24 protein-coding genes and 1 pseudogene are annotated in these 26510 nt (G+C 46.6%); 14 read left to right on the top strand and 11 right to left on the bottom strand.

Annotation, left to right across the window (positions count from 1 at the left end; translation table 11 throughout):
• The 3 genes from EMM73_RS07995 to EMM73_RS07985 form a co-directional block, all read left to right on the top strand.
• Positions 1–510, top strand: a 510-nt coding sequence (locus EMM73_RS07995; protein ID WP_222422628.1) for a hypothetical protein, incomplete at its 5' end; no start/stop codon positions are given.
• A gap of 329 nt (positions 511–839) precedes the next feature.
• Complete coding sequence (locus EMM73_RS07990; RefSeq protein WP_186435162.1) at positions 840–1922, top strand: DUF262 domain-containing protein; 1083 nt, start codon at positions 840–842, stop codon at positions 1920–1922.
• A 1-nt stretch (position 1923) separates the two neighbouring features.
• The gene (locus tag EMM73_RS07985) at positions 1924–2427 is read left to right on the top strand and encodes a hypothetical protein (RefSeq protein ID WP_127685918.1); all 504 of its coding nucleotides are present in this window, start codon (positions 1924–1926) and stop codon (positions 2425–2427) included.
• Between the two features lie 103 nt (positions 2428–2530).
• On the opposite strand, the gene ilvA is transcribed toward EMM73_RS07985, so the two are convergent.
• From ilvA to ilvG, 4 genes are all read right to left on the bottom strand, one after another.
• Positions 2531–4087 (bottom strand): threonine ammonia-lyase, biosynthetic, encoded by a 1557-nt coding sequence (gene ilvA, locus EMM73_RS07980; RefSeq protein WP_127685928.1) that lies wholly within the window; start codon positions 4085–4087, stop codon positions 2531–2533.
• 119 nt (positions 4088–4206) lie between these two features.
• Complete coding sequence (gene ilvD, locus EMM73_RS07975; protein WP_127685917.1) at positions 4207–6060, bottom strand: dihydroxy-acid dehydratase; 1854 nt, start codon at positions 6058–6060, stop codon at positions 4207–4209.
• Positions 6061–6152: 92 nt separating this feature from the next.
• Positions 6153–6422, bottom strand: a complete 270-nt coding sequence (gene ilvM / locus EMM73_RS07970; protein ID WP_127685916.1) for an acetolactate synthase 2 small subunit — start codon at positions 6420–6422, stop codon at positions 6153–6155.
• A complete protein-coding gene (ilvG, locus tag EMM73_RS07965) occupies positions 6419–8077 on the bottom strand; it encodes an acetolactate synthase 2 catalytic subunit (RefSeq protein WP_127685915.1) in 1659 nt (552 codons plus the stop codon). The genes ilvM and ilvG overlap by 4 nt, the downstream gene beginning before the upstream one ends.
• Positions 8078–8648: 571 nt before the next feature.
• Here ilvG and EMM73_RS07960 point away from each other — a divergent pair.
• Entirely contained in the window at positions 8649–8942 is a 294-nt protein-coding gene (locus tag EMM73_RS07960; protein WP_261373352.1) for a DUF1289 domain-containing protein, read from the top strand.
• Positions 8943–9002: 60 nt separating this feature from the next.
• Here the strand turns inward: EMM73_RS07960 and EMM73_RS07955 are convergent, their stop codons facing one another.
• Positions 9003–9671 (bottom strand): hypothetical protein, encoded by a 669-nt coding sequence (locus EMM73_RS07955; RefSeq protein ID WP_127685914.1) that lies wholly within the window; start codon positions 9669–9671, stop codon positions 9003–9005.
• 263 nt (positions 9672–9934) lie between these two features.
• Here EMM73_RS07955 and EMM73_RS07950 point away from each other — a divergent pair, with 263 nt between their 5' ends.
• Positions 9935–11560: a sensor histidine kinase gene (locus tag EMM73_RS07950; RefSeq protein WP_127685913.1), complete on the top strand. Its 1626-nt coding sequence runs from the start codon at positions 9935–9937 to the stop codon at positions 11558–11560.
• A 30-nt stretch (positions 11561–11590) separates the two neighbouring features.
• Here EMM73_RS07950 and EMM73_RS07945 read toward each other — a convergent pair whose 3' ends face one another.
• From EMM73_RS07945 to EMM73_RS07925, 5 genes are all read right to left on the bottom strand, one after another.
• Positions 11591–13300 carry an alpha-amylase family glycosyl hydrolase gene (locus EMM73_RS07945; RefSeq protein WP_127685912.1) on the bottom strand — a complete coding sequence of 570 codons (1710 nt, stop codon included), beginning with the start codon at positions 13298–13300 and terminating at the stop codon, positions 11591–11593.
• 110 nt (positions 13301–13410) lie between these two features.
• Positions 13411–14382, bottom strand: a complete 972-nt coding sequence (locus EMM73_RS07940) for a catalase family peroxidase (RefSeq protein WP_127685911.1) — start codon at positions 14380–14382, stop codon at positions 13411–13413.
• A 602-nt stretch (positions 14383–14984) separates the two neighbouring features.
• Positions 14985–15713 carry a complement resistance protein TraT gene (locus tag EMM73_RS07935; RefSeq protein WP_127685910.1) on the bottom strand — a complete coding sequence of 243 codons (729 nt, stop codon included), beginning with the start codon at positions 15711–15713 and terminating at the stop codon, positions 14985–14987.
• 329 nt (positions 15714–16042) lie between these two features.
• The gene (rsuA, locus tag EMM73_RS07930) at positions 16043–16735 is read right to left on the bottom strand and encodes a 16S rRNA pseudouridine(516) synthase RsuA (RefSeq protein WP_127685909.1); all 693 of its coding nucleotides are present in this window, start codon (positions 16733–16735) and stop codon (positions 16043–16045) included.
• Between the two features lie 57 nt (positions 16736–16792).
• The gene (locus EMM73_RS07925; RefSeq protein WP_127685908.1) at positions 16793–18307 is read right to left on the bottom strand and encodes a thioredoxin-like domain-containing protein; all 1515 of its coding nucleotides are present in this window, start codon (positions 18305–18307) and stop codon (positions 16793–16795) included.
• Between the two features lie 272 nt (positions 18308–18579).
• Between EMM73_RS07925 and EMM73_RS07920 the strand changes: the two genes are divergently transcribed.
• The 5 genes from EMM73_RS07920 to EMM73_RS07900 all read left to right on the top strand — a co-directional run bounded on the left by EMM73_RS07920 (position 18580) and on the right by EMM73_RS07900 (position 22752).
• Entirely contained in the window at positions 18580–19926 is a 1347-nt protein-coding gene (locus tag EMM73_RS07920; protein ID WP_127685907.1) for a sodium-dependent transporter, read from the top strand.
• Positions 19927–20099: 173 nt separating this feature from the next.
• Complete coding sequence (locus EMM73_RS07915; protein WP_127685906.1) at positions 20100–21050, top strand: lysylphosphatidylglycerol synthase domain-containing protein; 951 nt, start codon at positions 20100–20102, stop codon at positions 21048–21050.
• A 40-nt stretch (positions 21051–21090) separates the two neighbouring features.
• Positions 21091–21642 carry a hypothetical protein gene (locus tag EMM73_RS07910; protein WP_127685905.1) on the top strand — a complete coding sequence of 184 codons (552 nt, stop codon included), beginning with the start codon at positions 21091–21093 and terminating at the stop codon, positions 21640–21642.
• A 266-nt stretch (positions 21643–21908) separates the two neighbouring features.
• Complete coding sequence (locus EMM73_RS07905; protein WP_145987562.1) at positions 21909–22184, top strand: hypothetical protein; 276 nt, start codon at positions 21909–21911, stop codon at positions 22182–22184.
• A gap of 256 nt (positions 22185–22440) precedes the next feature.
• Entirely contained in the window at positions 22441–22752 is a 312-nt protein-coding gene (locus tag EMM73_RS07900; protein WP_127685903.1) for a hypothetical protein, read from the top strand.
• On the opposite strand, the gene EMM73_RS07895 is transcribed toward EMM73_RS07900, so the two are convergent.
• On the bottom strand, positions 22749–23057 hold the full coding sequence (locus tag EMM73_RS07895; RefSeq protein ID WP_261373351.1) for a hypothetical protein: 309 nt from the start codon (positions 23055–23057) through the stop codon (positions 22749–22751). The two genes, EMM73_RS07900 and EMM73_RS07895, sit on opposite strands and share 4 nt — an antisense overlap.
• A 377-nt stretch (positions 23058–23434) precedes the next feature.
• Between EMM73_RS07895 and EMM73_RS20320 the strand changes: the two genes are divergently transcribed.
• The 4 genes and pseudogenes from EMM73_RS20320 to EMM73_RS07880 all read left to right on the top strand — a co-directional run bounded on the left by EMM73_RS20320 (position 23435) and on the right by EMM73_RS07880 (position 26503).
• Positions 23435–24283, top strand: a complete 849-nt coding sequence (locus EMM73_RS20320) for an RHS repeat domain-containing protein (protein ID WP_261373353.1) — start codon at positions 23435–23437, stop codon at positions 24281–24283.
• Positions 24256–24324 (top strand): annotated as a pseudogene (locus EMM73_RS20315) (RHS repeat-associated core domain-containing protein); the annotation flags it as partial. The gene EMM73_RS20320 and the pseudogene EMM73_RS20315, both read left to right, overlap by 28 nt.
• A complete protein-coding gene (locus EMM73_RS20310; RefSeq protein WP_261373350.1) occupies positions 24325–24849 on the top strand; it encodes a hypothetical protein in 525 nt (174 codons plus the stop codon).
• A gap of 553 nt (positions 24850–25402) precedes the next feature.
• Positions 25403–26503 carry an energy transducer TonB gene (locus EMM73_RS07880; protein ID WP_186435161.1) on the top strand — a complete coding sequence of 367 codons (1101 nt, stop codon included), beginning with the start codon at positions 25403–25405 and terminating at the stop codon, positions 26501–26503.
• Positions 26504–26510: the final 7 nt, after the last annotated feature.

Here is a 26510-nt window from a genome sequence, read left to right as displayed (position 1 = left end):
AGGAAGTTTGGCAGTTCAGTTCTTCTTGGCGCTTTAGCCTTTAGATCTCCCGCTTCATACCTTCGATTCTTCTTATGCAACTTCAGATTTCACTGGGGCACAGGGCAAGACCTGACACCGATTTTCGGGAATTTTATGATACGAATAGCAGCACTAGCTATATTAGGTACTCTCTTGATTAGCACTCAGGCTCAGGCTACGAACCTACTGCCCGAAGCATTTAAAGGCACCTGGAATAGCAACTGTGAAGTACCGGATGATATAGATTTAATTCATATAGATAACAACGAATTTGGTTATTGGGAAAAAATAGCTACAGTGGAATCTATTAAGGTAATAAGCGACAGTGAAATCTCTGTGTCGCTGCATTTTTCAGATAATGATGGGTTTGAATGGGATGAAACCAGAAGTTATAAAATAACAGAGCAAAAACTGGTGGAAACTATCAAGATTCCAGATTCGATAGAACAACGCACAGAAATCAGGCGTCGCTGCGGGAAAGCCAAATAGGTCAAGCACGACAAAACCCAAGTTTAAAGCCTTTGATACGCTGCAAGTCCCGAAAAACAGCTTGCTGTTCAATTAAAGCTGCTTTAACTTGGTTCTAAACGAGTAACAACCATAGATAGGTTGCCGGAAAAGGAAGTTTGGCAGTTCAGTTCTTCTTGGCGTTTCAGCCTTTAGATCTCCCGCTTCATACCTTCTGCTTATTCCGCCGCAACTTAAGATTTAACTGGGGCACAGGGCAAGACTTGACCCAGGTTTTCATTCGTGAAGCAATAAAACTTATTAGTGGTAATATTAGAGCTAACTAGACTATAAATTTTAAAGAGAACGCCGTGATTAAAACTATAAATGAGGAAGAAAACAGCTTTAATGAAAGCGACTTTCAGGAGAATCCCCCTAGCGATGTTGTTGCATACAACGAGTTAAGGTCATGCGCAGATATTTTCCGCATGTATACCAGTGAAACATTGGACATACAGCCTGATTTTCAACGAGAGGAGGTTTGGAAGGGACCATCAAAGACCAGATTTATTGATTCTTTAATAAAACAGTTACCAATCCCTAGTTTATGCTTCAGTTACGATTACGAAAACGAAGAATGGCAAGTTATTGATGGGCTACAGAGAATAACAAGCATAATTAAGTTTCTAGACCCTCTTTCAGACTGGACGTTATCAAAACTTGATGATGTTGACCCTCGAATTTCAGGTGTCAAAGCTGCAGACTTCCATGTGAAAGGGACGGCCCTAAATAAACTTAAAGTAAGATTAGAAAACACAAGCATACCTGTGACAGTGCTTAGATGCGACCCCAAAAAAGAGAACCACGCAAATTATCTATTCATGATATTTCATAGATTGAATTCTGGAGGGATGAAACTAAACAATCAAGAAATCAGGAACTGCATATTTTCAGGCACTTTAAATAACTTAATTAAAGAATTAGACAAAGACCCAACTTGGGTCTCAGTTAACGAAAAAACTGGAAATTCTGTGCAATCAGAACGATACCGGAGAGTAGAACTAATACTTAGAATATTCGCTTTTACTGACGGCATACAGGACTATGAAGGTGAGTTATCTAAATTTTTAAACAACTACATGCGTAAAAACCGAACCCCTAATAATCAATTTATTGCAGAAAAAATACGAACATTTAATGAATCACTAGAAATAGTCGATCGTTGCATTGTAAGGGGCCAATATAAATTTGGTGCTGCGGCTTTAGAATCACTGATTGTAGCAATAAATAGCAATTTAGACTCTTTAAAAACATGTGACGACCAAACAATATCTGCTAAGTTATTGAAATTTTCAAATCTTTCAGAACTTTCGACTAAAGAGCTTTCCGAGGGGATAATGAAGAAAGGAAAACTAACATCTAGAATTCAATCATCGATTAAATGCTTTAGTTAAAATGATAGCCAAATCATACATAGAAAGAAGCCTCAAACTGGCACTAAAATCATATAACCAGTCAACGAACAACAACGCTCTAGTGGCGCTTTATAGCAAGTTTGCCATTCTTGAGCTATGCGGTTGGATTGAAATTTCAATGGACAACATTATCATCAGATTGTCAAAGAAAATGAATAAAGACAAAAACACTAAAGAACTCTTGGAAAAAGTAAAACGCAATTCAAGTTTTGACTACGATAGCAACTTCAAACCTCTAGTTGCACATGTCATAGGAATGGTTAATTTTGAAAAAGTAGAATCACGATGCGATTTGGGTAAGTTAGCAAAGTTCGAGGCAACATTGTCCATCCTGAAAAAGGAGAGGAACAAACTAGCTCATACTGATTTGAAAAACATATCTACTCCAATTCCATCCCCGTCAATAGCCTTAGCATATTTCAGTGATATTTACGAAGGTCTAATTGAAATGGAGAAATCATTTAGGTATTTGAAGCATATTTGATGCATAAATGTTGGCAACGTAAAAGTTCATGACATTTAAAAACCGAGCATAAGTCTTACTCTGGTTAGTGCTTTATTGCCAACGTTTATGTATCCCCTTGCCCTCACCCCGCCGTCAAAAACACCTTATAAGCCCCATTACTAGTAACCAGTCGATACTCATATCCCAAAGTATCCAAATGCTCAGCAATCTCGACATGATCAGCAATCTCAAACCCAGCCAGTACATCACCAGTAGCTGCTCCATGATTACGGTAATGAAACAAAGTGATATTCCATTTTTCGCCTAGTGTGTTGAGGAAGTTCATTAGTGCGCCTGGGTATTCCGGGAAGTTGAACTGGTAGACCTGCTCTTGCACTAAACGTGGTGGCATGCCGCCGACCATATGGCGGACGTGCAGTTTGGCCAGTTCGTCGTCGGATAAGTCCTGATAGTCGTAGCTTGCTGCTGATAAGGCTTGATTGACCTGTTGCAGCTCTTCCGCGCCGTGGCGTAGTTTGATACCAACAAAAATATGGGCTTTGTTGTCGCTGGCGTAGCGGTAGTTAAATTCGGTGATGGCGCGGCCGCCTAAGGTTTGGCAGAAACGGCGGAAGCTGCCTTTTTCTTCCGGAATAGTGACGGCAAATACCGCTTCTTTTTTCTCACCCAGTTCGCAGCGCTCCGACACATAACGCAAGGTGTCGAAGTTCAGGTTAGCGCCACTCAGTACTGCGCTTAAATTCTGTGGCTGATTTCCGCTGCGCTCGGCTTTGTCGGCAGTAGCCGCATATTTTTTCAGGCCAGCTAAAGCCAAAGCACCAGCAGGTTCTGCTACGGCTCGTAAGTCGTCGAAGATATCTTTGATGGCGGCACAAATTTCGTCACTGGAGACTGTGATCACATCGTCGCAGTATAAATGCGCCAGTTTGAAGTTCTCAGTGCCAATGCGTTTTACCGCCACACCGTCGGCAAAAAGCCCTACTCTGTCTAAAGTCACAGGCTCGCCCGCGTCCATCGCGGCTTTTAAGCAGGCGGCGTCGTCCGGCTCTACGCCTATTACTTTTACGCCCGGCATCACGGCTTTTATATACACAGCCATACCAGCCAATAAGCCACCGCCACCGACCGGAATAAATACTGCGTCCAGTTTGTTATGTTGGCTTAACAGCTCTTTGGCGACTGTGCCCTGGCCTGCTATCACGTCGGCATCGTCAAAAGGTGGAATATAGGTAGCGCCCTGAGTTTGGGATAACTCAATGGCGAACTTATTGGCTTCGTCAAAGGCAGTACCATGCAGCAGCACTTTACCGCCAAGGGCTTTGACTGCTGCTACTTTAATTTCCGGCGTAGTGATAGGCATCACAATAGTGGCGTTCAGGCCTAGTTTGCTGGCGGATAAAGCCACACCCTGCGCATGATTACCTGCAGATGCACACACTACAGCTGGCGCCGCCTGGCCGCCGGAGGCGGCACTACTGGTTAAAAACTGCTCACGCACTTTATGCAACTTGTGAAAAGCGCCACGCACTTTAAACGAATACACAGGCTGCATATCTTCGCGTTTTAACAGCACATGCTGGCCAATACGCTGGCTGAGTTTTGGCATAGCTTGCAGCGGGGTTTCTATCGCCGCCTGATACACAGGCGACAATAAAATTTCCCGTAAATACTGCTGCATCAAGGCTGGATTAGGCGCGGGGCGCTGCCAGTCGGCTGCAGTTTTGCCTTGCTGTTTTACCGCGTCTTTTACAGTGTCTTTTACAACATCGACAGCACTCGGCTCTTTATTCACGGCACTCATAGCTCTTCCAATTTACTCAGATCACGCACTGCGCCTTTGTCGGCACTGCTGGCCAGCATGGCATAGGCTTTTAACGCTGGGCTGACGGAGCGCACGCGGTCGACTGGTTTCCAGGCTAATTTGCCTTTGGCTTCCATAGCGGCGCGGCGCTCTGCTAATACGGCATCACTGACGCCAATGGCGATGCTGCGGTTTGGAATATCAATGGCGATGGCGTCGCCTTCTTCTACTAAGGCAATAGCGCCGCCACTGGCCGCTTCTGGTGATACGTGACCTATGGATAAACCCGAAGTACCGCCAGAGAAACGGCCGTCCGTGATTAAGGCGCAGGCTTTGCCTAAGCCCATCGACTTTAAGTAACTGGTTGGATACAACATTTCCTGCATGCCTGGGCCGCCTTTTGGCCCTTCGTAGCGGATAATCACGACATCGCCTGCGACAATTTTACCGGCCAGAATGGCAGCTACTGAACTGTCCTGGCTTTCAAAAATACGGGCGCGGCCGTTAAACACTAAATTTTCTTTTTCCACACCTGCGGTTTTCACAATACAGCCGTTAGGCGCTAAGTTACCGTACAGCACAGCCAAACCACCGTCCTGTGAATAGGCGTGTTCTTTGCTGCGGATACAACCTTCAACGCGGTCGTCGTCCAAAGTGGGGTAGCGGCAGCTTTGTGAAAAGGCCTGAGTGGTGCGGATACCGGCAGGGCCAGCGCGGTAGAAGTCTTTTACCGCCTGATCCTGAGTGGTCATAATGTCGAAGCGTGCTAACACATCACCCAAAGAAGTACCGGCCACATGAGGGGTGTTAGGGTTTAATAAACCAGCGCGGTTTAATTCGGCCAGAATGGCAATAACCCCACCGGCGCGGTGTACGTCTTCCATATGGTATTTTTGCGTGCTCGGTGCCACTTTGGATAAATGCGGCACTATGCGCGATAACCTGTCGATGTCGCTCATACCAAAATCGACTTCGGCTTCAATAGCGGCCGCCAATAAATGCAGCACTGTATTGGTAGAACCGCCCATGGCGATATCCAGCATCATGGCGTTTTCGAAAGCGGTTTTATTGGCGATACTGCGAGGCAAAGCGCTGGCGTCGTCTTGTTTATACCAGCGGTTGCATAAGTCCATAATGCGCTCACCAGCACTGATAAACAGCGCTTTACGGTCGGCGTGGGTCGCCAGCATAGAGCCATTGCCAGGTTGGCCTAAGCCTAAAGCTTCGACTAAACAGTTCATCGAGTTAGCAGTAAACATACCAGAGCACGAGCCACAAGTTGGGCAGGCGCTTTTTTCAATTTTTTCGCTGTCTTCATCGCTGACATTTGGGTTAGCGGCGGACACCATAGCGTCTACTAAATCCAGCTTGATAATTTGGTCCGACAGTTTGGTTTTGCCCGCTTCCATAGGGCCACCAGAGACAAAAATGGCCGGAATATTCAGGCGAAGCGCAGCCATTAACATGCCAGGGGTGATTTTGTCGCAGTTGGAAATACAGACCATAGCGTCGGCGCAGTGGCCGTTGACCATATATTCCACTGAATCGGCGATGATTTCGCGGGACGGCAGGCTGTACAACATACCGCCGTGGCCCATGGCGATACCATCGTCTATGGCGATGGTGTTGAATTCTTTGGCGATGCCACCCGCTTCTTCAATAGCTTCAGCCACCAGTTTGCCTAAATCGCGTAAATGCACATGGCCAGGCACAAACTGGGTGAAAGAGTTCACGACGGCAATAATAGGTTTACCAAAGTCGGTATCTTTTACCCCTGTGGCACGCCATAAAGCACGGGCTCCCGCCATATTGCGGCCTTCGGTAGTGGTGGCTGATCTTAACTTTGGCATTGTCTTGTTGCTCCGATTTAGTCTGTTTGTTGGGGGTCAGGCCTTGAATGTTGAATTTGAATTCAACATTCAAGGCCTGACCCCATCGTAATTTAAGCCCGCATTGAGCTGGCTTGGGTTTGTGTGAGTTCTGACTCCACACAATCCAGATAGTCGATATCGTATAACTTGTTTAGCTGATTGGTCAGCAGGCTGATAGGTTTGTCGCTGACGATAGACAGCGTCACCAGCAAACCGCTGAAATCAGCCATAGGTTTCATTTCCATGCCTGCCACTTCAAAGCCACGGTAACGGGTGACCTGCAATAACCGCTCTAATACCACAGGTTGGTTTTTAGTCTGAATGGTTAATACATGGTTCATAGCGCTTTCTCCGTTAACATATCCTGATTGGCGGCTCCTGGCGGTACTAAGGGCCAGACGTTATCTGTTTCATCGATCCGAACGTGTAATATGTATGGCCCAGGCCAGGTAAACATGGCCTCAAGCGCTGGTAAAACTTCATCTTTACGGCTGATGCTATGGCCAGGAATAGCAAAAGCAGCAGCTAAAGAGACAAAATCCGGGTTGTCGGATAAATCGGTTTCGCTGTAGCGTTCGTTGAAAAACAGCTCTTGCCATTGTTTCACCATACCCAAGCGCTGGTTATCCACAATCACGATCTTCACCGGCAGACGGAAGCGCTTGATGGTGCCCAGTTCCTGCACATTCATCATAAAAGAGCCGTCACCGCTGACTGTGACTACCGTATCTTTTGGCCTGGCTAACTGTGCACCTATGGCTGCTGGCAAACCAAAACCCATAGTGCCTAAACCACCACTGCTTAAATGATTGCGCGGGTGACTAAAGCTCATATGCTGCGCTACCCACATTTGATGTTGGCCTACGTCGCAGCATACGACGGCATTGTCCGGCATACGTTCGCTTAACTGTTTCAGCATTAAAGGCGCAAAAATACGCTCGCCCGGGTGGTCATAACGCCAGCCATGTTGCTGCTTCATGCTCACACAATGTTTTAACCAGTCTTCGCAGTGAGTGGGTACTGACATCGCAGGCAACAGCTGACGTAAATCGCCTAGCATGGCGCATTCGGCACGGCGTAATTTGTGCAGCTCGGCCGGGTCTATATCGATATGAATGACTTTGGCATCCGGCGCAAAAGCAGCCAGTTTGCCTGTCACCCTGTCATCAAAACGGGCGCCTAAGCAGATGAGTAAATCGCATTGCTGCACCGCCAAATTAGCCGCCTGTGTGCCGTGCATACCCAACATACCCAAGTAATACGGATTCGATGGCGGCACTGTGCCCATGGCTTTTAAAGTGGTGACCGAAGGCATAGCGCTGTTCGCTAAAAAGTCTTGCAGCTGCGGTACCGCATCGGCCATATGCACACCACCTCCAATGTAGGCGATAGGGCGTTTAGCGTTTTGGATTAATAAGCGCGCCTGATCCAAAGCAGCGGCAGGCAAAAACTGCTGCTGGGCTGTTGCGGCTTCTTCCACTAAACGTGGCTTAAACTGCACTTCGGCCAGTTGTACGTCTTTTGGAATATCAACTAATACAGGGCCTGGGCGGCCTGACATGGCCAATGCAAAGGCTTCGTTTAAGGTGTGCTCCAGTTCGGTCACGTCTGTCACCATAAAGCTGTGTTTGGTCACAGCCAGGCTTAAGCCTAAAACGTCGACTTCCTGAAAGGCGTCTGTGCCCATCACGGCTTGTGACACCTGGCCTGTAATGGCCACTAAAGGCACAGAATCTAATAAAGCGTCGGCTAAGGAGGTGACAAGATTGGTCGCGCCAGGGCCTGAAGTGGCCATGCACACGCCCACTTTGCCTGAACTGCGGGCATAGCCTATGGCAGAAAAAGCCCCACCCTGTTCATGACGGCACAGGTAGTGTTTGACCTTGCTCTGATACAGCGCGTCGTAGATTGGCATAATAGCTCCGCCCGGATAGCCGAAGATATGTTCGACTCCCTTTTGCTCTAGCAGCTTGATCACCAGTTCTGCGCCTTTCATCATCCCGTCCTTATTTCATTGCGCCCTAGGTAACCGACATTGCTTTGACTGATGAAAACTATCCAGCTCCAGCTCACCTGCTGGACGGGCGGGGACAAGCCCCGCCCCTACGGTTTTTGTTTTCATTGGCCCTGCAATGTCAGTTGCTTTGGGCATTTATCGTGTTGTTGTCAGTACAACAAAACCTGTTTCGAAATTTCCGGGGACCTTAAAACACAAAACCCCCGGACCTTTCGGTGCGGGGGTTTTGTTGAGAATTTTTTGCTGCTTAAAATTCCAAACGCGAGCCCCCGCAGTGACTAATCACCACGATTACGAGGACCACAATAATGTTCAGAATATAAGCTAAACGCATTTTTTAATTTTAACTCTTTGGTTAAGTATATTTTTTACTTCGGCGGTGTTTTTACGTTAGGTGCCGAAAATTTATGCCTATAGAAATAGCCGTCTACACATCTTTAGTCAACAACTATTTTTGCTTTTCGCCAATTTTTGTAAAAAAATTACAAAAGCTGCATTTTTAGGCAGAATAAGCCAGAATCTTAATTCAGAGTGTTGTTGATTGAGCGCGATGGATCAATTAGAGCTGTTTGACTTACCCAATCCTTGCATTGGGGTTTGCGAAAATAACAGCAGAGGCTATTGCCTCGGCTGTTTGCGCTCGCGTGATGAACGCTTTAATTGGCACAATAAGCCTGTGGCTGAACGTTCCCATATTCTAAAACTACTGGAACAACGCAGAGCAAGGCGCGATGCCAAGCTGGCGCAACTGGCTGCGGAAAAGGCGGCGCAGCAAAAACAGAACTCAGGCGAAATTCCAGCTGTAAACGACAATATGCCAATTATTTGGGACTTAGAGCTCTAAACATCGGATTGGATTTTCAGACGGGCGGGGATAAACCCCGCCCCTACGATTTTTGTGGAATTAAACCCGCGCTGTAGGCACTTTTGCGCAGTTGCTACGGGGTCTTTGCCAATTTTCAGTGACAATCTGCTCCGACTGTTTCACCAGCTCACCAGCAATAAACTCATACACCATAGCCAGATAGGCATAACCTATGGTTTCGTCTGAGCCTTGGTCGGTCAGGCAGTGTTTATAATCTTTGTCGGTTAACGGCACTTTAATGGCACCATTAAACCAGTTGGCTTTCAGCGGGTACTGCTTTTCACTGAACAACAGCTGCGGGTTGATATGGGAAGCTGCAGCACTGTTGCAATCCCGTTGTCGCAAGGTATTTAAAAACAATTGCTGGTCTTTTAACTCCCATACGCCCTGATAACCTTGTTGATCTGCTGCACAACCTGGCTGGGTAGTCAGCTTTAGCCGAATTTGTTCGGGAGGGTAGAGTTTTTCCAGTGGACTGCTATCCACATCATGCGGCACTCCATCGACAATAAATTGATCAGACAGTGGCATAACAGCAAAAGTAACAGCGCTGAACCACAACAACAGACTGATGCAGACATAACGCATTGAAGCTCCTTCATGATGGTGGGTCAGAACTACGCCTGACCAACAGGTGAACGGCTTTTTTTCGAACTTAGCCACTCTGTAGTTGTAGCCCGAATTCAGTAGTACTTGCAACCAATGCATCGAAACTTTTAACAACTTCGACGCTAGCTTGCTCGAAATCAGACAAGCTGACCAGAGCTTTGCCTGGGATACTAAGATACGGCATGGCTTGAGGTTAAGCCTTCTGCAGTGCGATTTTCAGCAGCTTTAGTCAGAAAAATTCCTGATAAAGGGGCAAGAAGCGCTTGCTGGAGTTTTATTTTGCTGTCAATCCAAAGGATAGATTGCACCTTGTTACACTGCTGGTTAGAGTGAAGGCCTTCCAACTGCAGAGACATGGATTTTTGAGCCAGCCCCAAAGCAATTCGACAACAGAGCTACAGCAAAAACTGAGTGAAATTCGCCACCAGTTTAGTAACTCTCTATGGCGCAGCTTTGCGCTCATCGCTATTGTTGCTGTACCTCTTTCTATGTGGCGCTCCTTAAATACCGGCTGGTTGACTGTTTACACTGTTCATCTGGCTGTGGGTGTTTTGTTGATAACAGGGGCCTGGCTGTGCCACAAAATGCCGCTGCAGTTAAAAGGTGGCTTGTTGATTCTGGTGTTTTGGGCCGTTGGATTACCTGGTGCTTTAACTTTTGGTTTTGCTTCGCCCGGTATGTGGTGGCTGGTATTAAGCTGCCTAGTCGCTTATGTATTGTTTGAAACCAGAGTAGCCCTGATATTGGCTACTGCTACTCTGTTCAGCTTGCTGGGTACAGCTTTTGGTTTTATGTCAGGTTATTTGGCTATTCCGGTCAGTATCACACGTTATGTGGCCGAACCCGCCTCATGGGCCGCTTACATCATAGTGAACTGTATTGTATTTTTTGTCGTGATTCGCACCTTCGTCAGCTATACGCAATCATTACAGGCCACTACTCAGCATCAGTTTCGGCAGTGGATAGATGATTTGCCTATGGGCATAGTGGTAGTGGGGAAAGATCAGCAGCCTTATTACCATAATAAAGCAGCCAAAGAATTATTAGGCTCCCAACCTGAGCTGCCTGTGGCTTTTATGGCAGGCACCAACAAAATTTATCCGCCAGATCAGATGCCGGCAGCTAAAGCTTTGGTGGGTGAGATTAGCCAGACAGAGGATATAGAAGTTGAGAAAAACGGGATGCGCCGCCACATCCAAGCCTGGGGCCGGCCCGGTTACAATGAACATGGCGAGCTGACCTTTGGAATCTCAGTATATGAAGATATCAGCGCCCGTAAACAACTGGATTTACTGAAGAACCGTTTTGTCTCTACCGTCAGCCATGAACTTCGAACTCCTTTAACCTCTATCCACGGCGCTTTAGGCTTAATTTTAGGCAACGCGCTGGGTGAGCCCGATCCAAAAATTCGCGCCATGCTGGAACTGGCGGAACAAAACAGCCAACGGCTGATCCGGCTGATTAATGACATTTTGGATATGCAAAAAATTGAAGCAGGCCAGATGACGTTTAATTTCGCCAAAGTACAGTTACAGCCGTTATTACACTGTGCTGTAGAGCAGATGGCCGGTTATGCCGAACAACACAAAGTGAGGCTGGAGCTGGGCGCGGTATCTGACGATCTATGGGTATGGGCTGACAGCAACAGATTGATGCAAGTGCTGGCCAATTTGCTATCTAACGCCGCAAAGTTTTCTTTTGCAGATTCGCTGGTCAACATTCAGGTGAGCCAACAGAATGAGCAAATCCGTATTGCCATTATCGATCAGGGCCCTGGTATAGAAGAAGAATTTAAGGCTTCTATCTTCCGGCCTTTTAGTCAATCCGACACTTCAGACGTGCGTAACTTTGGTGGTACGGGTTTAGGCTTGAGTATCAGTAAATCTATTATTGAACAGCACGGCGGCAGCTTGGCCTTTGAAAGTACCTTGGGTCAGGGCAGCAGTTTTTATGTCGACCTGAAAATGTGGTCAGAACACATAAGTTAGGCGTAACTTATGTGTTTGACCCCATTTTTGTTAGTTTTGCCAGATTTGCAGTTGGTGTGCGTTTAACTCTGGTGTTTCATCTTCCTGCCAGGTCGCTGTGAAGCCTGCAGGCACTAAATCGGCGGGGACAGCCATAGTGTCAGTGGATAAGTTCAGCAGCATCAGGCTTTGTTTATCGCCCATAGAGCGAACAATTTTCAGCAACTTACCATCCGCTAAGAACTCCGCTTTGTAATCCCCAGCTATACCAAACTCAGCACGTTCGGCTTTTTGTTTGATCAGGAATTGATACAAAGACCAGACAGACTTTTCATCCGCCTGCTGTGCAGCCACATTATTTGGGCCTTGTTGCTGAGCAGTCAGGAAAGGTGTCCACCAGCTGCTTTCAGCCTGAGGTGGGAATAAATCATCACGTTGCACCCAAACTTTTTCAGCTGAGCTAAAGCCAGCCTGAGCGCTGTTGTCCCAGAACATTGGCGAGCGGCGGTGTAAATGCTCTTTGTCAGATGCCTGAGTTAACGCAATTTCTTCGCCGTAATAAATGTACGTAGTGCCCGGTGAGCTAAACAGCAAAGCCGCAGCCAGCTTGGCTTTATTAAAATCCTGCCCTACTTGCCAGCTTAAACGCGGCTGATCATGGTTAGTCAGGAAAGGGCTGAAAAACTCCATTGGTGCCGAAGTAGTTTTACGTTGCTGCAAATTCGCCATCAGCAGATTGTCAGCTTGCGGACCAGCAGCTTGCTGCATAGTGCCAAACTCAGCATTTTGTTTGCCGACATTTAACAGCTCAAGCACTTTGTAGCCGAATTCAAAATCAAAACCAGCATCCAGACCTTTGCCATCGCCCCAGTATTTGGCTGCTATAGGTAAGTCTACCCAGGCTTCAGCCACCAGATAAGCGTCCGGCTTGACACTTTTGACGTATTGGGTGAAGTCGACCCAATAGTCGATCGTGCCCTGGGTATCAGCACGTTGCTGTGGCCCATCTTCCTGCACATAACGCACTGCATCTAAACGGAAACCAGCAACCCCTTTGTCCAGCCAGAATTTGGCCATCTTTTTCATTTCGGCAATCACATCAGGGTGTTTTAAATTCAGATCAGGCTGCGATGCGCCAAAAGCAGCGTAGTACCAGGCTTTGCGTTCTTCGTTGTAGTGCCAAACGGTTTCAGGTTTTACTTCAGCGCTCCAGGCCGGACCCCAACCATCAGTTGGCATTTCATCACGCCAAACAAAATAGTCAGCATAAGGTGCTTCGCCTTTGGCAGAACGCTGGAACCAGTCATGTTTGTCAGAAATATGGTTGATCACTAAATCGAGGATAATATTGATATTTTTAGCTTTGGCGGCCTGCACCAATTGCTCAAAATCCTGCATAGAACCATAATCTTGTTCTACTTGATAAAATTCGGTGAAGTCGTAACCATGATAAGAAGGCGCTTCAAACATAGGCGTTAGCCAGATGGCGTTAATGCCCAAATCCTGCAGGTATGGCAGCTTAGCCTCTATGCCTTTAAAGTCACCTGTACCATCGCCATCGGTATCGTAAAAACTGCGAGGCCAAATTTGATAGAACACTGCGTCCTGCCACCAGGGTTTTGTGGCGTTAATAGCTTCAGCTGTACTTTGAGTAACAGCTGTTGGTGTTGCAACACTAGTAGTACTGGCTTGTTCTGGCGCTTTGCCACAACCAGTTAAAGCGACGGCTAACGCCAGCGCGAGCAATGATTTATTCAGCATTCGAAGATCCCTGTTTTTTGAGTTTGACCCAGCTTAGTCAAATTCAGGCCACAGGGCCAGACTGCATACGAATGCACCCGCCTGGTGCATTCAATTTAGCGATCAACCCCCTACTGGTTGGTTAATCTTTTACCAAATGAAATAGCATAAGCCGGAGAACGCATTTGCAGCACTCTGTCACTACTTGCACGCACACCAGCACTCAGCACATTTGGATCGAAGTTAATGCCTGTACAGGCTTCTCCACCTTGTTCTGTGATGGATAAAAGCCCTAGATCCAGAGTTTTGCGCTCTTTGGGCCACAGCACCGAAGGATCGGTTTCAGTATCCTCTGCTTCACCCAGCACCAGCTGCATAATCCAGTTCGTTGGGCCTTTGGTTAACCGCTCTGCCAGTCGCTTCTGCAGGAAATCTGTTGGTGGTGCTTGGATCTCAGCGTCAGTTAAACCCTTCACGCCGTCTTTGGGCACAAAGTGCCAACGGACTTTTTGCTCCACCCCTTTATTGTCTTTGATAAAGAAAGTGTGAATACCAAAATAAGGCGTAGTGGCGTAGCTCCAGGGCGGAGAGTTTTTCGCTAAATACTCAGCCTGAGCTTGGGTGTCAGGATGAGCTGCGCGGAAGGCCTGAATTTTGGCTAGATCAGGTTTGCCAGTGGCGGGGTCCGGAATTAGAGTTTGTAGTAAGCCTAAAAAGTTCTCCGGATCTTTGGCACCAAAAACCGGCGTGTTTAGCATAGCAAAATGCTGGATTTGACCATTGGCAGTTTTTAGTTGTACACCTAAACCACGAGGAGAGCGCGCATTTTCCGGCGCATTCGGGTTGCCGCCTGCCATGGAAAAACGCGCAGTCACAGGCACAGCTTCACCAGATAACCAGGACACTGAACTGAAGTTTTTTGCATCAGGCAAAGCCTGAAAACTACCGACAGCACAAAAACCCTTGGCATGGCCTTTACGTTCGCCTTTATGTTCACCAAAAATTTTAGCGAATACGTCAATAAACTGGTTAGGAGTAGCTTGTTCAGCGGCGTACAAAGCTGGGCTTAACGCCAGCAGTAAAGACAAAGTTATTTTGTTCATGGACCATCCTTTCTGAATCACTGCAATATATACAGCTAACAAAGACAGGGCGATCAAGCAAAAACTTTCAGCGAAATCATATAGCCGATGAAATACAGCGGCTTGCAGTCACATCGGTGAGAATCCAGAGGAAGTAAGATGGATCAGAAGAGGTTATAAAAACATTGGAGCAAAGCGACGATGGCCAGAAGGGTGAGCGCCAGGGATGGTGCGAATAAAAAATGGCATGGAGCCATTTTTAACATTGGAGCAAAGCGACGATGGCCCGAAGGGGGAGCGCCAGGGATGGTGCGAATAAAAAATGGCATGGAGCCATTTTTAACATTGGAGCAAAGCGACGATGGCCCGAAGGGGGAGCGCCAGGGATGGTGCGAATAAAAAATGGCATGGAGCCATTTTTAACATTGGAGCAAAGCGACGATGGCCCGAAGGGGGAGCGCCATGGATGGTGCGAATAAAAAGTGGCCGCCGAAGACAACAAAACAGCAGCCACTGAGAAATCAAAGTTTCAATTAAAATTCAGGGTTCATCCCCAAAGACATTGCAGTTGCAGCAAGGCGAAAACAGGTGGTCAACGCCGCTGCGGCTGCAAAAACAACGGGTTAAAGAATACCGGAAATTGAACGCATCAAGCCTTTGACTAACTCTGGTTCGGCTTCAGCATATTCCATATTGACCTGATTAGCAGAAGACATAATACGGGTTTGGTATCTTTTCCATTCGGTTTCTTCTGTCGAGGTTACATTTTTATAACCACTGTTGCCTTGTTTCAGGCTGGATTTGTTTTCTTCCAAAACCACTACACCTTTTTTCGCCCGCTCAGAAATTTGCAGGTCGGTGACTATGCTGTAGTGCACATCTTTCACCATAGCGTCAGCGGCTAAACCAATTAAAGCACCTGCTACAGTAGCGCCAGCACGGCCACTGCCACTGCCAAACTGATTGCCTATAGCACCACCAACCAAAGCACCACCAAAACCGCCACCAAAGGCTTCATTTTGAGCACGCAGGTCGGTTTGGCCTGCCTGTAACACATTAGCTTGTAACAAGAAGTTAGCTTGTTCAGGATCACGTACTACACGGTAACCCTTGGCCTGCACTGCTTCGATGATCTGAGGTTCAATGGATAAACCTTGTTTATCTGAAGTGTTTCGAACCTGAATGAATACGGTACGCTTGTCATCTGCTACCGGGTCCAAAAAGATGGTGTCGCTCATCTTGGTCTGAACTTCAAGATTACGTTTGCTGATTGCCGTATGAGTAGCAGAACAGCCTGATAAAACCAGAGCACCTAAAGCTAAGGCTGCAACAGCGATTTTCATTTTTGACATATAAAACTCCATAACACCAAATGAGATTAGACCTGCATAGTTTAACGGACAGCTGGTTGCAGACCAAGGCGAAGTGTTCATACATCATGTTAAAAGGTGTAACAGACTATGCCATTTCTTGCTTTTGCTGCCGTGTCGATAAGAAGTATAAGAAAGCTGAATGAATTGCAGATGAACTGAATGGGGGGCAAACTGAATGGGGGTCACAAACTGAATGGGGGTCAGGCCTTGAATGTTGAATTCAGATTCAACATTCAAGGCCTGACCCTGAGGGATCCTGACCCTGAGGGATCCCTTCAAGGCCTGACCCTGAGGGATCCCCCATTCATTTAAAGGAACAACGCCACTTCTTCAGGTGTTAAATAGCGGTATTCACCTTCAGCTAAATCCGGGTCCAGTGGCAAAGCGCCAATTTGTTCGCGGTGCAGTTTTTCGACTTTATTGCCGATAGCGCCAAACATACGTTTCACCTGGTGGTAACGACCTTCACTGATCGTCAGCAAAACCTGATGAGGATCGATGATTTCCAGCTTCGCTGGTTTAGTTAAGTCTTTTTCACCACGCAGCATAATGCCTGCAGCAAATTCGGCTATGACAGCTTCAGACACAGGGTCGGCCAGCCATACTCGATAGGTTTTAGGGCAATGATGTTTAGGCGAACTGATTTTATGTGACCACTGTCCATCGTCTGTGATCAGCACCATACCTGTGGTATCCAAATCCAGGCGGCCCACAGTATGTAAACGTTCGATTAAAGGTTCGTCCATCAAGGCGAAGACAGTGTTGTGGTCCGGGTCTTCAGTTGAACAGATATAGCCAGCAGGCTTGTGCATGACTATGTAACGCAGACCTATCAGCTGTAGCTGCTCGTCTTCTAAAAACACCTGATCGGAAGGCTTGAGCTGTAACGCCGGTTGCCTGGCGATTTCGCCATTCACTTTCACCAGCTTTTGTCGCACTACTTTACCGGCCTGACTGCGGGTCAGACCAGTACAATCACAAATAAACTTATCTAAACGCATTTTGAGTTTCCCAACTATTCTGCTTTTAGTGTAACCACATCAGCGTACAGACTCCACTTACTTTGGCTTTGTATCTGCCTTAGCCGAAGCAGGCACCTGAATTTCAGACAATTTCTGCTCTTTCAATTGCCAGCGGAGGATCCTATTGTTATTGGTGTCGGCTATATACAGCTGACTATTAAACACCGCCAAACCACCTGGCTCGTTAAGTTCAGTGCCCAAACTCAGTGTCATCACCTGTTGCTCGTCTAAATCCAGCAGTCTGATTTTATGATTGTAGGTATCAGCTACCGCCAGAGTGTTTTTATCCAGCACCACCACATCTTTATTGTGTTGCAGCAGGGCCCGTTTAAAAGCACCATCTTTTAAACCAAACTCAAATAAGCCCTGCCCCACTAAGGTATCGACTTTACCTGAACTTAAATCGATTTGCCGTACTGCACTGGCTTCGGCATCTGCCACCCACAATTTATTACCTCTTAAGGCTAAACCACTGGGCTGATTAAAAGCAGAATCACGACGTTTGCCATCCACTAATGCTTCCTGCCCTGTACCAGCGAACACCTTCAGCTCTGCGCTTTTTAAATCCAGAGTCCAGATCTGATGACTACCCGCCATGGCGATATACAAAGTATTGTTATCCAGCGCTAAATCCCATGGGGAACGCAAAGACACTTGAGTTGGAGTTGAACCTGAGATTAAACGGCCCTGCGCCAGTTCACCATTGCCGGCCAGGGTGCTGACCTGAAAGGTCGTTAAATCGATACGACGAATAGCATGATTGCCTGTATCTGCCACATATAAAGCCTTGTCAGTCAGCACCAACCCCTGAGGCGAAGCAAAAGCGCTGCTGTCACTCTGGCCATCTTTGAGTTCAGCTATACCAGAGCCTAAGCGTTTCACCAGCTTGCCCTGATGGTCCATCAGCACTATTTGGTTATGCAGAGTATCACTGATGGCAATATAGCGCTCATCCACAGTGACACTGCCGGGCGCTGCCAGAGTAGTAGTTAAGGGGTCCACTAATTTAATCGGCAAAGGTGTGAGATTAGGCTTACCTTTGAACTCAGCCAGCAACTGGTCAATCGCCTGATCCAATACATCATAACGACCTTCACCTGAAGTTTGACCCACATATTTGCCATCCGGCCCTATCAGAACAAAAGTAGGCCAAGCCCGGACTGCATAAGAGCGCCAGAGCTGAAACTCAACATCATTCACCACCGCATGCTGCATGCCGTAACGCCTTACAATAGAGGTTAAAGTGCTGAGTTGCTTTTCGTTTTCGAATTTTGGCGAATGCACTGAAATCACCGCCAGTTGATGGCCATACTTCTGTTCCAGCTTGTGTAAATCAGGGATCACATGAATACAGTTGACGCAGCCATAGGTCCAGAAATCCAGCAGTACTACCTTGCCTTTTAGCTGCTGCATGGTTAAAGGTTGTGTCACATTCAGCCAGGGTAAGCCTGCAGGAAACTCAACACTATTAGTTCGGGCCGAGGCTTTGGCCAGGCCAAAAGTTAAACTACAGCTCATAACAACAATCCAAATCATTAGTTTAAAACGCATTCGTGACTCCGGGTCTGGCAACTCTCTCAGTCTATAGAACGTTCTTCACATCAATTTCGTTCAGTGTTTTAATTCAACAGGCCTTAATTAACCTGATTTTAACTATAGATCCATGACAGTGGCGGATTTTTGGTTGCTTTTTGCCCCAGAATTCCTCTATCTTGCTGCAGCACTAAGGTGTAACTTCTGCAACTTCCAGGCTCATTTTGTCTTACCCATGAGTCAGCAGATAGACAAGGTCCAAAACACTATAACTAATATAAGAGATAAGCATGACTAACTCGACAACACGCGGCAGCTGGGGTTCGCGTATCGGATTTATTTTAGCGGCAGCAGGCTCTGCAGTGGGCCTTGGCGCAATCTGGAAATTCCCTTATGTTGCCGGAGCCAATGGCGGCGGTGTTTTTTTGCTGGTGTATCTGGCCTGCGTATTTTCTGTGGGTGTGGTGATGTTGCTGGCAGAGATGATGATAGGTCGTACCGCCAAAAAATCAGCCACTTCAGCCTATAGGGCTTTAGGCAAAGGCTATTGGCATATAGCGGGCTGGTTGTCCGTACTTGGGGTATTTTTGATTCTGGGTTTCTACTGCGTGGTAGGAGGCTGGACTATCGCCTATATAGTACAAAGCGTGCAGGGCACTGTGCTGACTACTGACGCCAAAGTGTTAAGTGATACTTTTACCCATTTTATCGCTAACCCAACGTCCTCTTTGATCTATACCGCTTTGTTTATGATGATTACCGCTGTGATTGTGATTGCAGGGGTACAGTCTGGTATTGAACGTATTTGTAAAATTCTGATGCCTGCCCTTTTTGCATTGATGCTGGTGATGGTATGGCGCAGCCTGACCTTGCCTGGAGCCCTTGAAGGTGTGATGTACTTCATTACTCCTGACTGGAGCAAACTGAGCGTTAAAATGGTGTTAGACGCTTTGGGCTTAGCCGTATTTTCTTTATCTGTAGGTGCGGGTTTAATGGTGGCTTATGGCTCTTATCTAAGCCCTGAAACCAAGGTAGTCAATGCTGGTTTATGGATTGCAGGTTTAGCCACACTAGCCTCAGTCATGGCTGGTTTAATGATTCTTCCTGCTGTATTTGCCTTTAACGTCGACCCTGCCGCAGGCCCAGGTTTAACCTTTATCACTATGCCAGCCTTGTTTGCTCAAATGGCAGGCGGCCAGGTGTTAGCTTTGATTTTCTTCAGTTTATTGTTATTCGCTGCTGTCACTTCGTCCATTTCGATTCTGGAGCCTGTAGTGGCATTCCTGATTGACGAATATGGCATGCAGCGTAAAACCGCCACTATAGTGGTTGCGGTAGTAAACTATGTGGTGTTGGGTATTCCGGCTGCTTTGTCTTTTGGCGGTGGCATGGAAAGCTATACTATTTTCGGAAAAACTCCCTTTGATGCCATGGACTTTATGGCCTCTAATGTACTGATGCCTCTGGGTGGTATGTTTGCTGCCGCTTTTGTGGGCTGGCGGGTGTGGCCAGAAATTAAAGCTATTCTGGCCGGTGAAGTGCCAGCTGCAGTACAAAAGATTTACTGGTTATTAGCTGCTGTAGTATCGCCGGTGTTGATAGCTATAGTAGCCATCATGACCATTAAAGGCAGTTAAACAAAGCAACAGCGGTTTCACTTGTCAAAGCCGTTGTGACAATAAACACCAAGTCTGAGTAATCAGGGTAAAGTCTGGAATATTGGTTGCAAAATTCCAGACTTTAATAAGAGCAGTCATGGTGTTGTCCCGCCTATTCTGGCTAAAGCAGCAACCAGGCAAGGATTGAAACCATGATTAAAAAAGACTACCTATGGCCATTGATAGGATTGGCCGCAGTAGTATTTTCTGTCTACGTACTGATAGAACAGCTCAAAGGTATTTCATACGACGATGTAGTCCGCAGTTTAGAGGCTATCTCCTTACATGGCTGGCTGATGGCTGGTTTAGCCACTGTATTTGCCTATGTTGCCTTAGCGGGTTACGACAGGCTGGCTTTGTCCCACCTGCGTAAAAAAGTATCCTGGACCTTTATTTCCGTTGCCTCTTTTACTGCTTATGCCATAGGACACAACCTGGGAGCCTCGGTGTTTTCAGGTGCTGTAGTGCGCTACAGAGCTTATCGTTCACAAGGTTTAACTCCAGCCGAAGTAGGCATTCTGGTGGCGTTTTGCTCTTTTACTTTTGCGTTGGGCACTATTGTGTTGGCAGGTATTGTGCTGTTGATTGAGCCGGGTTTACCGGCGTTATTCCATAGTGCCTTGCCAGAGGGGGTTGCCCTATGGCTTGGCGGCGCCATGCTATTTCTGGTGGTCCTGTATTTATGGGGCAGCTTTATGAAAAAGCGTTGCATCGATTTGTGGACCTTCAAACTGGAGTACCCACGTTTTTCACTGATTTGCAAACAACTGGTAGTGGCTCCACTGGAATTATTAGCAGCTGCGGCCATTATTTATTTCGCCTTACCAGAACAAAGCAACCCTGGGTATTTTATGGTGTTGGGGATTTTTCTGGCCTCTTTTTCAGCAGCTTTGTTGTCTCACGCACCTGGCGGTTTAGGTGTGCTGGAAGTGATGTTTTTATTAGCCCTACCCAATGTAGACCCCGCAGATGTGATAGCTGCTTTATTAGTATTCCGCCTGTTTTATCTGCTGATCCCTTTTGCCCTTTCACTGATTTTTGTGGTCTGGTTTGAACATGATCAGCTGCTGCAAAAATTGAAAGGAAAAAAATCCGCCGGCTGAGCAGACCAATAGTTGTTAGAGCGTGCAAACAGGATGCTTTATGAAGACCACTCTGGTCTCTGCAGCACTTTGCGTTGCCCTTAGCAGCTTGTTCTGTGCAACTTTAGCTGCGGCTGCTTTACCTGAAATTCTGGACTATTACCCTGAATGTTTTTCCGGGCACACTGAGCCAGCCGTTGTTAGTGCCAGGCTTAAAACAGATGATGCTATGGCAGAATTAAGCGCTGTACCGCGCTTTCAACAGCTATTGCTGCAGCAAAAGGCAGCTGCCTCAGGTGCTGATGCTCTGACCATTGAAAAAGTAGCACAAAGCGCTCCGGTTCAGTTCCAAAATCGCCACAATGATGACCACACAGCAACAGTAAAAGTAACTGCAAAATTGCTGAATTATTGTGCTGACAATACAACCCTGAGCGATAGCGAGCCGCCCTATAACTCCAGCGGCCACAAAATTATAAAAAGCACCAAACTCATTTCAGTCACAGCAAAACAACTGCTGATACATCAGAGCGCCCCTGTGGATCTTGATAAAGATCCGGCCAATTACATAGTGTCTGTGCAGCAGGCTGTTGCCGGTGTAGTGCCGGTGTAGTGCCGGTGTAGTGCCGGGCCAGAGCAAAGCGCAGGTGATGGCGTTATTAGGACAACCTTCAGTACAAATCCAACTGAATAATCAACAGCAAATGTGGGGCTATGGCCGCAAACTCTGGCTGACCTTTGCTGACACCTTGCTGTGGATTTCAACAGACTCAGATTTGCTGTCAAACTACGCTCTGAATCGCATTGATTTGCGCGACTCCTACGACAACTCCAGCTGGAGCATTGAAGGTAAGGTCCCGCTAAAAAAGCCAGAAGTCCATGGTGCAAGCCACGCTGCCGGGCCAGTTTCAAAAACAAGCCGGATATCTGGTACAGCAACACAACCAACGTCAATTAGTTTTGCAGTTCGAAAGCTTTAAGAACAACAACACCAATACAACAGAGCAGTTACTGACAGGTTTTACTTTATCTGGGGCAGAAAAAACAGCGGCTACTACAGCAACTTACTCATCGAAGCCTATTCAAAACTGGTTACGACAACGAAAAGGCAGCCCTGACTCAGGCTCTGATCTAAATAACCTGAACTCGGGATAAGCAGCGCCACTGAACGGGCATCTTTTCGGGCCTCTCAGCGTTGCTTTGTCTAACCATAGCGCGCTATGGCGTACGACAAAACGCCTTGATAGACGCAAAAATCTGCGCATTCAGTCAACAAAGACTTAAGTGACTTAAATGACTTAGTGTATCCATATGATTTATATGATGAAACTAAAAAATTTCGACACTCATTATCCCGAGTTCAGGTTAAATAACCTTAAATAGTCTGCTGGCACAGGTCCCTGTTCATCAATTGCACAAAGGTATAGATGGCAGTTGGCTGGTCGCAGGTAACTATCTGTCATTGCAGTACAGCCATGACCGACTGGCTAAGCTGCGTTTGGGGGAATCCATGTTTGGCCAGCACAATGCCAAAGAGCTACAGCAATTGGTTGTTGCCGAAGGCTACCCGCTCACCAAAGCTGAGTTTATGACAAAGTACCCGGATGCTTTTGATTCTGGGCATGAAATACAACTGTATCTGGACAACAAAACGCTGGTGGCGGTGTTTAATTCGGAATCGGACGCAGCAGTAATAGAAGAGTTAGTGTTGACGCTACACTAATCCATAGTCTTTTTCGGCCGTTCCGCTTTGGGCTGGAACGAACTGGGCAAGACTTCGATACCCAGTTTACGACCAACTTTAATTAAAATTGGAATAGTAATGGGAGCAAAAGGCAACACAGCAAAAATACCCAAACCTGTGGCTCTGAGTACGTCCACCAGTTGATGATTAGCGAAACGTAACTCAGCCTGAGTCGCTTTGCCTTGCAAAGAGCGCTGATAAATAATCAGCATACGTTTGGTTTCTTCGGTTTCTTGTGACAAGGCCATTCTGAGCCGAATCATGCTGAAGCGAATTCGCGACATACTTTTACGCCGCTGTAACCTCAAGACCCGGATCGGCGCCTTGTGCAACCGACTTAACAAATTCATAACCACCTCAACTGCCCGCTCTCTGTATTATCGGCTGCTTTGGCGTCACAAGACAGTGTTATTTTGCCCTGCCTGGCCTATTACTTTGCCCACAGGGCGAAAAAGCATGCGATGCGGATTGATCACATTCAACCAGGCCTTAGTTGAAAAAGACACCATGCTCAAGCTAAGTTAGCTTTGCTGATACAACAACCAAAACGAGGGAACTGGCATTACGGTTGTTAAGCGGCATTAAATATACGCCCTTTGGCGCTGTAAAAGAGTGGACTTATGGCAATGCGTTAAAACGTCATCAAAGCTACGACGGCTCTATGCGTCTGACTGGAATTAGCACTGCTGCTGTTCAGGGTTTGGGTTTTAGTTACGATGCTAATAACAATATCAGCGGCATCACCCATCACATCACCAGCAGCTACAGCCAAAGCTTTAGTTATGACAAACTAAACCGTTTAACAGGCATCACCAGCAGCGGCTTGGGCAACCATAGTTTTGGCTATGATGCGTTGGGCAACAGAACCAGCCGCACTGGTGCTATCGCTGAAACTTACACTCTGGCGACAAACTCAAACCCTTTATCCAACGTCACTAAAGGCAGCCAAACACGAGTTTTTGGTTATGACGCTAACGGTAATGTCATCAGTGAAAAACGCTTCAATGGCAGTACCATTACTTATAGTTATAACGACGATAACAGAATGGTGACTGCGGGCACCACCCAGTATAAATACAACGCGCTGGGCCAGCGGGTGTATAAAAAAGTCGGCAGCACTGAAACCCGCTTTATTTACAGCCCACAAGGTCAGTTACTGGCCGAAGGCACCACCAAACAGTACATTTATTTTGCTGGGCAGGTGGTGGGTTATATTCTGAACAACCAGCTGTATTTTGTGCACAACGACCATTTAGGCAGGCCAGAAGTCATTACCAATGCCAGCAAAGCAATAGTCTGGCGGGCTAAGCTGGAGGCTTTTGACCGCTCTGTGTTAAGTACAAGTATTGGCGAGTTTAATATTGGTTTTACTCCGGGCATCCTGCCCTTCGCCCTGCGGGCCATGCTGCGCATGTTCAAAATCGCTCCCGGCGATTTTGTCCAGGGCAGTACTGGGACTCTGAAAAAGCCAGCTGGTATAACTATTTCAGGGATTACGATGCGACTTTAGGCAGATACCTGCAATCAAACCCTATTGGTTTGGTGGGTGGATTGAATACTTATTCTTATGTTGGTGGGAATCCTTTGATCTATGTCGACCCAACGGGACTAATTTGTATATCTAAAGATGCCAAAAATGGAATTACTGGCTTTGCAGGAGGCGCTGCTAGTGCTTTAGTCAACTTTCGTGATCCCAAAATCGCAATTGGATTAGGCTTACTAAATGCTGGCGTAGGATATTTTTACGGTTCGGAGGCTGGAGGAGCTGTCACTGGAGCCATTGCAGGTGGTTTTGGTAGTGGCCGGTTTTCTCCATCTGGTGCCGGTGCAGGTTTTGTCTTGGGCGGGCTTGCTAGTTGGGAGGGGACTGTTCTTGGCGGATTAGCTGGTGGCGCTACTGAAGCAATAATGAATCCTAACTTAGGGAACCGGGGAAGTAGCTCTTGGGTAAGGTCCGGAGGTCGTTCATTTGTTCGTAGTGGGCTAGCAGGTGCCGCAGGCGGTTTGGCTAATCAAACTTCAGGCTGGGCTATTGATGAGTGGAACAAGGATCAAGAATGCACATGTTCAAAATAAACTATATAACTGCACTCAAATATGCAGCAATTTTATCCATTTCGATACTGCTGAGTTACAGCTTTAGAACGCTAACTGACTATTTTATTGAGCTTTACCCTGAACATACATATTGGATTGAGAAGCTAATTTTATTATTGTTCGGCGTGTTCTTTTTAGTTTTTGTTCTTATGCCTTTTGCAAAGTTACTGGGAATTAAAATAGTGAAGTGATTTTTCCTTTCAGGAAAAACAATAGGTAGGGCATGTCTGTACCTTGCCCCTATTTTTCGTTTTCAGTTGCAACTTGGGCAGTACAATCACGCTCGGCATCACCAGCCCCAGCGGCTATACCCAAAGTTTCAGCTACAGTGGATGGCAGGCTGTATTTTTGCTCGCTTTGCTAAAATTTAATGAATGCTCTTTCAATACAATATCTGCTCCGCTTTCGCAGTTTTATTGTTATTGCATTGCCGTGAAAAAATTTACCGATTTTATTATGTAAACCAATTGTCACAGATCTGAAAAACTGATTTACTCATTCCGCATTTGAAAATCACTACATGGAGTTATTTGTGCCCGCACTATTCACTGCCCCCACCTCTTCAATGTTACTGCTCACTTTAGCTCTTAGCCTTGCAGCTCCCGTGCAGGCTGCGGATTTTATGCAGGAGTACAAGGCTTACAAAGCTGCCATTGAAAAAGATGATACAAAAGCGGCACTGTCCCATGCCAGAAATGCTTATCAGCTTGGCGCAACAAAATATGGAACAAATAGCCTTAATTATGCCAATTTGGGTATTAACCTTGCGGATGCGCTGATTAGCGCCAGACAAGCCAAAGGAACTCGCAACGCAAAAAAACATAAAGAAGCACATGCTTTATATCTGAGTAGTTTGAGCATTTATGAAAAAGAGTATGGTACCAAAGCGGCCGAATTGATTTCACCTTTACTCAGCGCTGCGGACAGCACCAAAGACGACAAAAAAGCGAATGAGCTGAGTCTGCGAGCGCTGAAAATCGCTGAGGCCAGCAATGACCCACTGATGTTGGCGCAAACTCAAATTCAGGCTTTTGTGCGGTTAGTGAACACCAAGTTTTATACAACTAAAATGATTTCTCACTTAAGAGATGCCTATGAATATTATGTCAAGCATTCACCAGCAGACTCTATTGAACGATTAGAAGCAACCTTTTTGATGGCTAACCTGCATGCAGGAAATAAACACCAAGACGAAGCGGAAGAATTATTCCTTGAAGTGATTAAACAGTTTAAAAGCTTAAACTACTCTCATCCTTACGCTTTAGGTTCACACGCCCGGCTGGTTTCTTTGTATCAAGAGTTGGGGGAAGCAGATAAAGCGACTGAACATTGTGTTGTTATAGGACAAATGCGCCCCTGGAGCGACAGCCAGCAGCAGATACCTTTGTATCGTTCTGAACCCCATTATCCAACCTTGTCTGGCATAAGAGGAGTGGAAGGTTATACCATCATTGATTTTGCGGTGAATGAGCAAGGCATGGTCGTTGACCCCAAAGTGCTGTCCTCCAAAGGAGGTAAGGGCTTTGAAACTGCAAGCCTCAACGCCGTGACAAACTGGCGGTACGCGCCAAAATTTGAAAATGGCAAGCCAGTGACCACACGCACAAAGGTGCAAATGAATTTCAAGATGTAATTCTGGC

Origin of the sequence: Rheinheimera sediminis (assembly GCF_004005375.1) — a bacterium.
Classification (GTDB): Bacteria; Pseudomonadota; Gammaproteobacteria; order Enterobacterales; family Alteromonadaceae; genus Pararheinheimera.
Note: the sequence above shows the minus strand (reverse complement) of the source record. Positions and strands in the feature narration are given on the sequence as shown.

Coding starts and splice junctions, on each gene's coding strand:
- EMM73_RS07985 (WP_127685918.1), top strand. CDS start 1,924: ATGATAGCCAAATCATACATAGAAAGAAGCCTCAAACTGGCACTAAAA.
- ilvA (WP_127685928.1), bottom strand. CDS start 4,087: ATGCAGCAGTATTTACGGGAAATTTTATTGTCGCCTGTGTATCAGGCG.
- ilvD (WP_127685917.1), bottom strand. CDS start 6,060: ATGCCAAAGTTAAGATCAGCCACCACTACCGAAGGCCGCAATATGGCG.
- ilvM (WP_127685916.1), bottom strand. CDS start 6,422: ATGAACCATGTATTAACCATTCAGACTAAAAACCAACCTGTGGTATTA.
- ilvG (WP_127685915.1), bottom strand. CDS start 8,077: ATGAAAGGCGCAGAACTGGTGATCAAGCTGCTAGAGCAAAAGGGAGTC.
- EMM73_RS07960 (WP_261373352.1), top strand. CDS start 8,649: ATGGATCAATTAGAGCTGTTTGACTTACCCAATCCTTGCATTGGGGTT.
- EMM73_RS07955 (WP_127685914.1), bottom strand. CDS start 9,671: ATGCATTGGTTGCAAGTACTACTGAATTCGGGCTACAACTACAGAGTG.
- EMM73_RS07945 (WP_127685912.1), bottom strand. CDS start 13,300: ATGCTGAATAAATCATTGCTCGCGCTGGCGTTAGCCGTCGCTTTAACT.
- EMM73_RS07940 (WP_127685911.1), bottom strand. CDS start 14,382: ATGAACAAAATAACTTTGTCTTTACTGCTGGCGTTAAGCCCAGCTTTG.
- EMM73_RS07935 (WP_127685910.1), bottom strand. CDS start 15,713: ATGTCAAAAATGAAAATCGCTGTTGCAGCCTTAGCTTTAGGTGCTCTG.
- rsuA (WP_127685909.1), bottom strand. CDS start 16,735: ATGCGTTTAGATAAGTTTATTTGTGATTGTACTGGTCTGACCCGCAGT.
- EMM73_RS07925 (WP_127685908.1), bottom strand. CDS start 18,307: ATGCGTTTTAAACTAATGATTTGGATTGTTGTTATGAGCTGTAGTTTA.
- EMM73_RS07920 (WP_127685907.1), top strand. CDS start 18,580: ATGACTAACTCGACAACACGCGGCAGCTGGGGTTCGCGTATCGGATTT.
- EMM73_RS07915 (WP_127685906.1), top strand. CDS start 20,100: ATGATTAAAAAAGACTACCTATGGCCATTGATAGGATTGGCCGCAGTA.
- EMM73_RS07910 (WP_127685905.1), top strand. CDS start 21,091: ATGAAGACCACTCTGGTCTCTGCAGCACTTTGCGTTGCCCTTAGCAGC.
- EMM73_RS07905 (WP_145987562.1), top strand. CDS start 21,909: ATGGTGCAAGCCACGCTGCCGGGCCAGTTTCAAAAACAAGCCGGATAT.
- EMM73_RS07895 (WP_261373351.1), bottom strand. CDS start 23,057: ATGTCGCGAATTCGCTTCAGCATGATTCGGCTCAGAATGGCCTTGTCA.
- EMM73_RS20320 (WP_261373353.1), top strand. CDS start 23,435: ATGCGTCTGACTGGAATTAGCACTGCTGCTGTTCAGGGTTTGGGTTTT.